Source organism: Methylobacterium sp. Leaf87 (assembly GCF_001422775.1).
Classification (GTDB): domain Bacteria; phylum Pseudomonadota; class Alphaproteobacteria; order Rhizobiales; family Beijerinckiaceae; genus Methylobacterium.
In genome coordinates this window covers 1-11,267 of the sequence record NZ_LMMI01000040.1, presented here as the reverse complement: position 1 = coordinate 11,267, position 11,267 = coordinate 1, and the positions used below count along the sequence as shown (strand labels likewise).

10 protein-coding genes are annotated in these 11,267 nt (G+C 61.9%); 4 read left to right on the top strand and 6 right to left on the bottom strand.

Annotation, left to right across the window (positions count from 1 at the left end):
- Positions 1 to 306 precede the first annotated feature (306 nt).
- Complete coding sequence (locus ASF22_RS16440; protein ID WP_056266336.1) at positions 307 to 804, bottom strand: N-acetyltransferase; 498 nt, start codon at positions 802 to 804, stop codon at positions 307 to 309.
- A 506-nt stretch (positions 805 to 1,310) separates the two neighbouring features.
- Between ASF22_RS16440 and ASF22_RS23290 the strand changes: the two genes are divergently transcribed.
- Positions 1,311 to 1,778 carry a GNAT family N-acetyltransferase gene (locus tag ASF22_RS23290; protein ID WP_082483769.1) on the top strand — a complete coding sequence of 156 codons (468 nt, stop codon included), beginning with the start codon at positions 1,311 to 1,313 and terminating at the stop codon, positions 1,776 to 1,778.
- A gap of 173 nt (positions 1,779 to 1,951) precedes the next feature.
- On the opposite strand, the gene ASF22_RS16435 is transcribed toward ASF22_RS23290, so the two are convergent.
- The gene (locus tag ASF22_RS16435; RefSeq protein WP_082483768.1) at positions 1,952 to 3,256 is read right to left on the bottom strand and encodes an MFS transporter; all 1,305 of its coding nucleotides are present in this window, start codon (positions 3,254 to 3,256) and stop codon (positions 1,952 to 1,954) included.
- A 724-nt stretch (positions 3,257 to 3,980) separates the two neighbouring features.
- Entirely contained in the window at positions 3,981 to 5,090 is a 1,110-nt protein-coding gene (locus ASF22_RS16430; RefSeq protein ID WP_056266331.1) for a phosphonoacetaldehyde reductase, read from the bottom strand.
- 98 nt (positions 5,091 to 5,188) lie between these two features.
- On the opposite strand from ASF22_RS16430, the gene ASF22_RS16425 reads away from it, so the two are divergent.
- Entirely contained in the window at positions 5,189 to 6,061 is an 873-nt protein-coding gene (locus tag ASF22_RS16425; RefSeq protein ID WP_056266328.1) for a LysR substrate-binding domain-containing protein, read from the top strand.
- A 278-nt stretch (positions 6,062 to 6,339) separates the two neighbouring features.
- Here the strand turns inward: ASF22_RS16425 and ASF22_RS16420 are convergent, their stop codons facing one another.
- The 3 genes from ASF22_RS16420 to ASF22_RS16410 all read right to left on the bottom strand — a co-directional run bounded on the left by ASF22_RS16420 (position 6,340) and on the right by ASF22_RS16410 (position 9,007).
- A complete protein-coding gene (locus ASF22_RS16420) occupies positions 6,340 to 7,197 on the bottom strand; it encodes an EamA family transporter (protein WP_244474319.1) in 858 nt (285 codons plus the stop codon).
- Positions 7,198 to 7,313: 116 nt separating this feature from the next.
- Entirely contained in the window at positions 7,314 to 8,129 is an 816-nt protein-coding gene (locus ASF22_RS16415) for a DeoR/GlpR family DNA-binding transcription regulator (RefSeq protein ID WP_056266325.1), read from the bottom strand.
- Positions 8,126 to 9,007: a LysR substrate-binding domain-containing protein gene (locus tag ASF22_RS16410; protein WP_056266322.1), complete on the bottom strand. Its 882-nt coding sequence runs from the start codon at positions 9,005 to 9,007 to the stop codon at positions 8,126 to 8,128. The genes ASF22_RS16415 and ASF22_RS16410 overlap by 4 nt, the downstream gene beginning before the upstream one ends.
- Before the next feature lie 139 nt (positions 9,008 to 9,146).
- On the opposite strand from ASF22_RS16410, the gene ASF22_RS16405 reads away from it, so the two are divergent.
- Positions 9,147 to 10,256, top strand: coding sequence for a 2-aminoethylphosphonate--pyruvate transaminase (locus ASF22_RS16405; RefSeq protein ID WP_056266320.1), 1,110 nt, complete (start codon positions 9,147 to 9,149; stop codon positions 10,254 to 10,256).
- Between the two features lie 20 nt (positions 10,257 to 10,276).
- Complete coding sequence (gene phnX, locus ASF22_RS16400; RefSeq protein ID WP_200927152.1) at positions 10,277 to 11,266, top strand: phosphonoacetaldehyde hydrolase; 990 nt, start codon at positions 10,277 to 10,279, stop codon at positions 11,264 to 11,266.
- Position 11,267: the final 1 nt, after the last annotated feature.

The window sequence follows — 11,267 nt, the reverse complement described above, 5'->3', positions numbered from 1 at the left end:
CAGATCAGCCCATTGCGCGTCGCTCAGCATCGTCCCTCCTCCATCAGAGAGACGAAAACGCAAGCCCAGCCAATCTGTTCAGGCGACGACAGGCCCTAGAGGATTTAAACCTCTAATACCTGTTGCTGCCAATGTCCAGTTTCGGACAAATTCCAGCTGTAAGCAGTTGGGCCAATTTATACCCGAAACGATCGTAAAACGGACGGGTACCAACCCAACCCGGTCATCGGGACCGCAGTTAACGCTTCCAGAAAGCGGCTATTTGTCGGTCATCCGGCAGCTTAGACAAAAGGTGTTTTGCAGAAGTCAGGCCGCGCCGAAGGCAAGATGATACCGAGCCTCGCCCTCCGGGCGGTTTCCGGACAGGCTTAATGACTGGAAGTATTCAGGGGGCACTCCGGCGAGGACGATTGCCGGGTCGGCAGCGAAGCCGAAACGTCGGTAATAGGCAGGGTCACCCAACACGACACAGCCCCCGGCACGACGCTCCCGCAGGCTGCCCAACCCCGCATCGATCAGGCGCTGGCCTATGCGTCGTCGCCGGTTTTCGCGCCGTACGGCCAGAGGGCCGAGCCCGAACCAACCTTCCGACGCAAGCCCGACCACGACCGGGGAGAAAGCGACATGTCCGACGATTTCATCGCCCTCCGTGCAGACGAGGGAGACCGTCAACGCGCCGTCCTCACGGAGGGCGTCCACGATGTCCGCCTCGGTGCCACTTGCGTGAGGCGCATCGTGGAAGGCATCGGTGACAAGGGAATGGATCGCGAAAGCGTCGGAAGCGGTTTCGGGACGTAGGAGCATACCGACAGCGTACCCTGTTCGTATCGCGAGGTCAGCCATGGAGCGCGAGCGGGCCCAACGGCGATGTCCGTTTTTGCCAACTCTCGCTATGAGCGGCCAGTCGCAACACGACCCAACTTGGCCGTACAGGGTTCCCAACTCGATGCCCGGAAGCGGACGTTGACCAAAACACCACATTACGCCTGCAACTTGCTAGCAATAGCCGGATCGAGGCGGAGCTAATACCAAGCTACAATGAGTTATCCTCATTATCGCTCGGTTTCCGCGAATGCGGCACGGCGCTCGTCCGCCTGGCCTCATAGTTTGTCACCGATAAAATCTGGTATAACACATATTTAGACAATGCCTCCACGCTGAAGTTAGTTCGCAGTATCGTGATTTACCGCGTTGACTATCGATATGGTATTAAAAAAATTACAGCCATGAGTAGGGAGGATCTGACCGATGACGACAGAGACCAACTTCCACAAGCTCGGCACGATGACGTTGACGGGCTCAGACATTTGATGCCAGTGGGGTTTCGGCCTGCCTGCATCAATGATGTGCCGGCCATTGTCTCGATGCTGGCAGACGATTTGCTCGGCGCCAGACGTGAAGACACGAGCCTGCCGATCAGTTCACGCTACTTAAACGCCTTCGCCGCGATCAAGGCCGATTCCAATCAGCTTCTTCTGGTCGCAGATAGAGCCAATGTCGCGATAGCGTGCCTCCAGATTACCTTCATTCCCACCCTTTCCCACCAAGGGATGTGGCGCGGACAGATCTCAGGTGTGCGTGTAGCGCAGTTGGAACGAGGGAACTGGATCGGCAGTCAGATGATCCGCTTCGCGATTGACGAATGCCGCCGTCGCGGATGCGGTATTGTTCAGCTCGCAACCAGCAAGAGCCGGGTCGATGCCCATCGGTTTTACGAAAAATTGGGCTTCACGGCGAGCCATGAGGGAATGAAACTTGCTCTAACAAGTGCAGCATGAATTCTTTGATTCGGATAACTTACCTTCTCGACCCGAAGCTGTAATAAGAACATCAGCTGAAATGTACGGAAGATGCGGCCGAGAGTGTTCTTGTGCGACTTTTCGGACACGCGAACACAAAAATTCGCAAGGAAGGCTGAGAGCGGCGGCACTAAATTGTGCCGCCGACCGGTTCAGCGTCGAATGAACACGGCGACTGCTGCACTCGCAGCGCTCGCCGCAGCAACGATCAGGAACACCAGCGACGTATCATGGTGGGTGTCCATGAACTTGCCGATCAGCGGCTCGCCGAGCCCTGCGAACAGGTAGGCAAAGAAGTTCATCACACCGATCGCGGTACCGGCTCGCTTGTGACCAACTAGGTCAGGGCAGAGCGCCCAGAACGAGGATTGCGGACCGTAGACGAAGAAACCGCAGAGGAAGAGCACTACGAGGCCTTTGTAAACCTCGGTCGTCGGGATCGTGTACATGTAGAGCGAGGTGACCGCAGCGAGTGCCATGTAGAGGACGATCGCAAGGTAGCGCTTCGAGCCGAAGACACGATCCGACACCCAGCCGTTGGTCGCAGCACCGAGCGCCATGCCGATCGGCAGCGCCACGCTGATCCATTTTGGGTCGATGATTGCGGTGGACACCGGGGCTTTCGCCCAATTGTCGCCGAGGAAGTGCACTGGCACCCAGACCAACAGGCCGTAGCGGGCGGCATTCTGGAAACCAATAGCGAGACCACCTACCAGCAGTCGCCAGTTCGATAGCACGCCCTTGTAGCGGTCCCATGAACTCTCATCATCCGCCACGCGGTCTGCATCGGCCTCGTCGATCGCGTCGTCATGTGGCGACTGGAACCCCAGGTCTTCCGGACGCTCGCGGGCGATCAGATAAAACGCGATGCCGCCGACCAGCATCAACAGCACAGGGATGCGAAAGATCCAGCGCCAGTCGAGATGGAACTGGTGGATGACCAGTAGCGAGGTCACATAGGATAGCACCGAGGCCATGCCGGCCGCGAAAACATAGCAGCCGAAAACCTTGCCGCGCTCGCTGCGGCCCCACCAGTTGGAGAGCAGACGGCTGCCGGGCGCCCAGCCCATCGCTTGAAAGTAGCCGTTCAGGCCCCACAGCGCGCCGAGACTAAGGACACCCGTCGAGAAGCTCACGGCCCAGTTCGCCGCGCATGACAGGATCGCTCCGGCGCTCATGACGCGTCGGCCGCCGAACTTATCGCCGAGGTTGCCGTTGATGGCTTGTCCGACGGCGTAGCACCAGAGAAGCGCGGCGCTTACCCAGCCCAGTGTTTCTTTGCTGAGGCCGAACTCGGCCTGAATACCGGGGATTGCGAAACCGAACGTCTGTCGGCCTGTGTAAAAAAACAGGTAACAGAACATCGCTGCGAGAAGCATTCGCCACTGCGCGCGGCGGAACGCGCCATTGACGCTTGGCGCCGAACAGACCGATGAATCCATAGAGACAGAGCTCATGATTGTCCCTCCCGAGGACGGTGCCATCTAACCGAAACAGTTCATTCTGCTTCTTCGTCGCACTCTGATCTTAGTACTACTTGTGAAATTAATTGTTGTGACACGTGGATAGCGATCCAATGACGATTTAAATTTTGGTTTATCAGGTCATCGATGATATCGACAGATTTCTAAGGTGCGCATACCCACTAACGGCTTTGATGATGCCTTTATTTTTGCCGAGGCGCCTGTCCTTGTCGATGTCGAACAGGGAAATCTTGATGCGGCAGCCGGGGGTTCCCAGATGTTGACGGTTTTGATTTCGAGCTCAAAGCCGGAGACGTAGTCTATGCTGTCGGTGCAGACACCCGACGACCGGGCAAAGTCGACCGAGCTTGAAGTCCGGACCACTTAAGCGATGTCGTCCGGGCCGCACACAATCGGGAATACGAAGCCGAAGGTCTTTTTGTGCACCGGTTCGCAAATTTAAGGCACTCGATCGACAACGGTCGGGGCGAAAAGAGCGCCTCTGCGTGGCGCTCCGTGCAGGATCTCGGACCCGAGCTTGACCGCGCCATTGACTTGGTTCTCGAACAGCATCGCGGGTCGGTTGTTGATCACGGTGCCGACGTCCGTGGCAGGGTAAACCTGGTCACCACCACTAGTTGTTCCGGGCTCTTGCAAAAGCGACCGTTTGCGACTTCGTCTGATCCAAGATTGTTGTTTATGTCTATGTGCTTTCCCCTCACGCCGCCGCGGCTAGCACGGCTTCGCGGCTGCCTATGAAATTCAGACCGCGCTCGCCTTTGAGGGCGTCCTCGATCGCGCCGATCCAGTTCTCGCGTGTGACGCCGTAGTCGGTCGCGACAGTCGAAACTCCGAGGCCGTTGAGGAAGGCCTCCAGCCTGTCCGCGCCGGCCGCTAGGTCGTCGCCGAAGATTCGCTTCAGCGCGGCGTCGCATGCCGTGTCCTTGCCGATCACGCTCCGCATCACGGTCGGAAGGCTGAACGAGCAGGCGATCCCGTGAACGGTCCCGTGGTGGAGGGTGAGGTAGTAGGACAGCGAATGGGCTAGGGCCGTCTTGGTATTCGAGAACGCAAGGCCCGCAAAAAGGCTCGCCCGCGCCACGCGGCCGCGCAATTCGACGTCGTCGAGCTTCTCAAGCAGCTTCGGCAGCGCGTCGAGCACCTCGGTCGCGGCGAAGGCCGCATGGTTGGCCGAGACCGGGTTGGCGTTGACGTTCCAGATGCTCTCAAGAGAATGGGACAACGCATCGAGTCCGGTCGATAGCGTCAAGCCCCGCGGAACCGCAAGCGACGTCTTCGGGTCGAGGATCGCGTGCTCTGGATAAAGGTTCGGCCGGTTGAGCGAGTACTTTTTCTTCGCCTCGGTGTCCCACACAGTCGCCCAGCAGGTGACTTCGCTGCCGGTGCCCGACGTTGTCGGGACGGCGATGATCGGTGTCGCGCTCAGTGTATCGGAACCCGCCCGACCTTCTAAAAAGGCCTGGACGCGGGAGAAGTCGTCACCGGAGGCTGCAAGCACCTTCGCCGTGTCGATCACCGAGCCTCCGCCGAACGCGACGATGACCTCAGGCGCCTTCTCAGCCGTCCCGTAACTCTGGCAAGCGCTCCGCAGACCGTTGAAGCTTGGGTTGGGCTCGACGTCGCGTACGACGACGTCCGGCGTGCCGACCTCCCGCGAGATCCGCCGGACCATCTCGTCAAAGTAGGGATGATCGTTATAGGTCAGAAGGCAGAAACGGCGGCCAGCTAAGGCGGTGCGGATCGCTGCGACGGCATCCTCGCCGAAAACGACCGTGACCGGGTTCGCGTAGGTCCAGGGCTTAGGCACTTTTCCCTCCTCAGAATTATTATTCTGATCGGAGTGAGTGCCTCTTCAATCAACGTCCGTCCAATTGATAGTTTGATTTGTTTCTATATAAAAAACCAATGCGTTACACCCAACTTCGGTCTTTTAATGCCGTCGCGGCCACGGAAAGCGTCACCGCAGCGGCCAGCCAACTCAACGTGAGTCAGCCCACGCTGACCACTCAGATCCGTTCTCTGGAAGACGAGTATGCGGTCGATCTCTTTTTTCGTACCGGAGGCCGGATGCGGCTGACGGATGCTGGTCGGCAGCTTCAACACATCACTCGGCGGATGTTTGCGGAAGAAGCCGACGCACGACACTTTCTCACAGAGAGCCGTGAACTCAGAACCGGTCATATAAGGGTTGGTGCCGTTGGCCCCTTCCATGCGACCGAAATGCTGGTCGCGTTTCATGCAGTCTACCCACAGATCGAGATTTCGGTCTCGGCCGGCAATTCTCAGGTGGTCCTTGAGAACCTTCTGGAGTTCAGAACCGACGTCGCGGTCCTAGCTTATTTCGAAGAGGATCCGAGGCTATGGGTTTCGCGCTACAGTCGCGACAGAATCGTCGCTTTCGGGCGACGGGATCATCCACTCTTCACCCCCACTCGCACGGGTATCCGCCTGTCTGAGTTGCACGGCATGCCCATGGTCGCTCGCGAGCATGGCTCGAACACGCGTCGCGCCAGCGAAGCTGCGATGGCGAAGGAGGACGTCCGCCCCCGCGTCGTCATGGAGATCGGCAGCCGCGAGGCCGTTCGCGAGGCCGTCGCTAGCGGCGTCGGCTTCGGCTTCGTATCGGAGGCCGAGTATATCGAGGACGATCGCCTCACTATGCTGCCGATCATCGATGCCGAGATTTATAACGATGCGAACATCGTTTGTTTGCGCGATCGTCTTCAATCGCGGATGATATCTGCCTTTCTCGATGTGGCCAAAAAGCTGAGAGGCTGAGAGTGATTATTGACTGCTCGGTCACTCCGATATCAATTCGACTACAAACTGATTTGTCTTGATATTATAAATCTACTAATTGATGATTATTATTTAAGGGGTATTTGCGTTAAAATTAACCAATCACTTTAAATTGTACAAAATCACACCTTCTAATTATAATTCGATGCAATTGTTATGTAGTGCGATCTATCGCCGGAAATATAAACATTTAATTAGAATTTCGAAGTAAATTTATGTAAAAATTGCCGTTTTGCATTCTGGGCCGGGTGGTTTCTCTACGCAAGACGCATCGCCACCACACCGGCTACGATGACAATGACAGCAGCCGTTCGCGAAATGAGGAGCGGCTCCTTCAGAACGATGACAGAGATCAGCATCGCGAACAGCACGCTGGTCTCGCGCGTGGCCGCGACCAGGGGAATGGGCGCGACCGTCATCGCCCAGATCGCAATCCAGTAGGAACCGAGTGCCAGGGCTCCGCCCCCGAGTCCGGGCAGCGCGAGCCCCTTGACGGAGCCGAGGATGCCGCGCCCGCGGGTCCAGAGGACGTAGACCGGAAGCGGGATCGCATCGATGACAAAGAGCGCGGCGGCATAGGCGTGGGGGTCTCCCGCCGCCCGGGCGCCGAGACCGTCGACCAGCGTGTAGCCGGAGATCAGGACCCCGGTCAGCAGCGCGTAGCCGAGGGCGGTCTGGCTCAGGCGCTGGCCGCCCGCCCGCGCGAACGCCATCAGACAGACCCCGGCGCAAAGGATCGCGATCCCGAGGGCGGCGAGCGGCGCCAGCGCCTCCTGCAGCAGCAGGAGGGAGGCGCAGGCCGTCAGGAGCGGGGCGCTCCCGCGCGCGATGGGGTAGACCTGTCCCATATCCGCGTGCCGGTAGGCCTCGGCCAGGGCGATGTAATAACCGAGGTGCAGCAGGATCGAGCCGGCCAGCCAGGGCCATGATGCGAAAGCCGGCCATCCGAACCAGAGCGAGGCTGGGAGCGCGAACAACCCGGCCGAGGCCGAGATCAGCGCCATGGTGAGGATCGGCTCGAGGCGAAGCTTCGCGACCGCGTTCCAGCCCGCATGCATGAAGGCGGCGGCGAGGACCGCGGCGAAAACGGGCAGGCTCATGCCGGTCGCGCTCATGATTCCTGAAATCCTGTCTGTTGCCGCCGCCCGGTCGGCGGAGGGCGACCGACGGCGCAGCCATTACCTAACGCGGATGCGCAACAAAAGAAATCAAGAAGCCACAAAAACTCACATTACCCAGCAACGATCAGGTCGAGACCGCGCCCGATCAGTGCATCCCTCATTTGCTCCGGCGGCTTCGCGTCGACGATCAGCCCGGTTCCCTCCGGGACCGGCGCGAGGCGGATCGGGGTCAGGCGTCCGAACTTGGTCTTGTCGGCCACCACGAACCCGCGTTCGCCCGATGCCAGCATGCGGATGCGCAGCTCGGTGGGCATGGGAGCGAAGTCAGTGATGTCGCCCGCCATCGAGATACCGCCGGCGCCGACGAAGGCGAGATCGGCGCGAAAACGCGCTAGCGCCGCCAGGGCGTCGGTGCCGAACGCCGCCTCGTCCGCGCCCTCAATCTCGCCACCGAGGAAGTGGACCCGCATTCCGGCGACGCGGCAGAGCAGGAGCCCGACGGGCAGGCTGTTGGTGCAGATGGTCAGGCCCTTCGGCACGGGACGCGCGAAGAGCGGATCGCGCCCCGCCAGCGCGTTGGCTACCGCCAGGGTGGTGGCGCCAGAATCGAGCACCACCACCATGCCGTCCTCGACGAGCCCCGCCGCGACCCGTCCGATCGCCGCCTTGCCCGCCGGGTTGTCGCGTTCCCGGATGGCGAGGACGGGTTCGTCCGAGCGTCGCATCGCGCCGCCATGGACGATGGCGAGGCGGCCCCGCTCGGCCAGGGCCTTCAGGTCGCGCCGGATCGTCTCGCGCGAGACGCCGAAGCGGTCCGCCATGCCCTCGACGCTGACGCTTCCATCCTGACCGAGGCGCGCCAGGATCTCGTCATGGCGCGAGGCCGCCAGGGTGCGGGTTTCCGGTGCTGGGGGCTTCCCACTCATCGCGTCGCCTCGTCCGCATCGGTCTGCGCGGCCAATCCGAACACCGCACGGATGAGGCGCAGGTTCCGCCGCCTGGCGAGACAGGCGATTGCATGGCGGTTGGTGAGGTCGGGTCCGTCGATGGGGATCGCCGCGATCCGGGCGTCCTCGCCACATTCCAGGGACGAGACGATCCCGATCCCGATGCCGGCGGCCGCGGCCTCGATCACCGCCTCGCGACTATCGAGCTCCATCAGCACGGTGGGCGCGATGCAGGCGTTCCGGCAGGCCCGGTCGAAGGTCCGCCGGGTCACGGAGGTGGGCTCGCGCAGGACCATGGCGGCTCCGGCGAGGTCGGCCATCTGCAACGCCTCGCGATGCGCCAGAGGATGGGAGCGCGGGACAACGGCGCAGATGCGCGAGACGGCGATCTGCGAGAGGTGGAGGTCCGGGTGCGCCTCGGCTTCGGTCAGGACTGCGACGCTCGCCCGCTCCGACAGCAGGGCCTCACGGGTGTCGACTGCGTTGCCCAGGATCAGCCCGACGACGATGCCGGGGTGGCGGGCGCGCAAGCGCGCGAGCAGCGGCATCACGATATGGGGCGAGTCCACCGCGATCTCGACCCGCCCCGACACGAGTGTCCGGTTGGCCTCCAGCAGATCCTCGGCCTGCTCCACGAGCCCGAAGAGCGGCCCGGTGATCTCGGCGAGAGCCTGGCCCTGCGGCGTCAGTTCAGCCGCCCGCGCGGTGCGCCGGAACAGCACGAGGTCGTAGCGCTCCTCCAGTGCCTTGATGTGCCCGGTGACCGCAGGCTGGCTGATGCAGAGACGCTGGGCCGCGCGCGTGAAGCTGCCTTCCCGCGAGACGGCGTCGAAGGCGCGAAGCTGGAACAGATTCATGGCTTCCGATCGGCGAGACTAATGGCGGACATCACGACAAACGATTTGATCTGATGGGTCGGCGGAACGCAAGATCGACCCGTCTCCAAAGCCCTCGCGGTGCTTCGGACCATCCCACGGCAGATCGGGCAGGATCACCATGACAGCCGCCGCACCCATTCTCCTGACACCCGGTCCGCTGACGACGTCGGAGCGCACCCGCGCGGCAATGATGACCGACTGGGGCTCCTGGGATGGAAGCTTCAACGCCCTGACGGCGAGCGTCTGCGAGCGTCTCGTCGCGATCGCCAACGGCACCGGCAGCCATGTCTGCGTGCCGCTGCAGGGGAGCGGGACCTTCGCCGTCGAGGCCGCGATCGGCACCCTGGTCCCGCGCTCCGGCAAGGTGCTGGTCCTTGTCAACGGCGCCTACGGCAAGCGCCTCTCGAAGATCTGCGAAGCCTTGGGACGCGATCACACGGTCTATGAAACCGCCGACGACGTGCCGACCACACCCGAGGCCGTTGACAGACTGCTCGCCGCCGATCCCGCCATCAGCCATGTCGGTCTGATCCACTGCGAGACCAGCACTGGCATCCTCAACCCGCTGCCCGAGATCGCCGCCGTGGTCGCGCGCCACGGTCGCGGCCTGATCGTCGATGCGATGAGTTCCTTCGGGGCACTCCCGATCGACGTGGCCGCAGTGCCGTTCGAGGCGCTGATCGCCGCCTCGGGCAAGTGCCTTGAAGGCGTGCCCGGCATGGGTTTCGTGATCGCGCGGGCGGACGTTCTAGCCCAGGCAGAGGGTAACTCGCCCTCGCTGGCGCTGAATCTCAGCGACCAGCACCTCTACATGCAGCGCACCGGGCAATGGCGCTTCACCCCGCCGACCCACGTCGTTGCGGCGCTTCACGAGGCGCTGCTGCAATATGACGAAGAAGGCGGCCTGCGGGCCCGCCACGCCAAGTACGCACGTAACTGCGAGGTGCTGATCCGCGGCATGGAGCGGCTTGGCCTAAAGTCCTTCCTGCCGCCGGAGATCCAAGCACCGATCATCGTGACGTTCCACGCCCCGAACGACCCGAAATACCGCTTCGCCGACTTCTACGCCGCCGTGCGTGAGCGGGGCTTTATCCTATACCCCGGCAAGCTCACGCAGGTAGAGACATTTCGGGTCGGCTGTATCGGCCACGTCGAATCTGCCGACATGGAGCGCGCGGTCGAGGCTATCGCCGATGTGTTCGCCGCACTGAACATCACAACCCTCTGATCGCACAGGAAAGCAAAGCTATGTCCTACGAGCACCCAAAGACACTCCAGGCCGCGATCCTTGATTGGGCCGGGACCGTCGTCGATTTCGGTTCCTTCGCGCCGACCCAGATCTTCGTCGAGGCCTTCGCCGAGTTCGGCGTTGCCGTCAGCTTGCCCGAGGCACGTGGCCCGATGGGCATGGGCAAATGGGACCATATCCGCACGCTTAGATCGGAAGAGCACGATTGGGCCGGGACCGTCGTCGATTTCGGTTCCTTCGCGCCGACCCAGATCTTCGTCGAGGCCTTCGCCGAGTTCGGCGTTGCCGTCAGCTTGCCCGAGGCACGTGGCCCGATGGGCATGGGCAAATGGGACCATATCCGCACGCTTCTGAACCAGCCCGAGATCACCGCGCGCTACGCCGCGGCTCACGGAAACCCGGCGACCGACGCCGACGTTACCGCGATCTACGAGCGCTTCATGCCGCTGCAGATCGAGAAGATCGCCGAGCACTCCGCAGTGATTCCCGGTGCGCTGGACGCCATCGCCGACCTGCGGGCCAAAGGCCTCAAGATTGGCTCCTGCTCTGGATACCCCGCCCGCGTCATGGAGCGGGTGGTCGCACTCGCCGCCACCAACGGTTACGTCGCCGACCACGTGGTCGCCACGGACGAGGTTCCGAACGGGCGTCCCTATCCAGCCCAGGCTCTGGCCAACGTGATCGCACTCGGCATCGACGATGTCGCCGCCTGCGTGAAGGTGGACGATACGGTGCCTGGCATCCTCGAAGGGCGCAAGGCCGGCATGTGGACGGTGGCGCTCACCTGCTCCGGCAATGCGCTGGGGCTGACCTACGACGCGTTCCGCGCGCTACCTGCCGATCGCCTCGCCGCCGAGCGGACGCGGATTGCCGCGATGTTCGCCGATTCGAAGCCCCACTTCCTCATCGACACGATCGCCGACCTGCCGGGCGTGGTGAACGACATCAACGAGCTGCTGGCGGCAGGACGCATGCCGCAGGCCTGCTGAA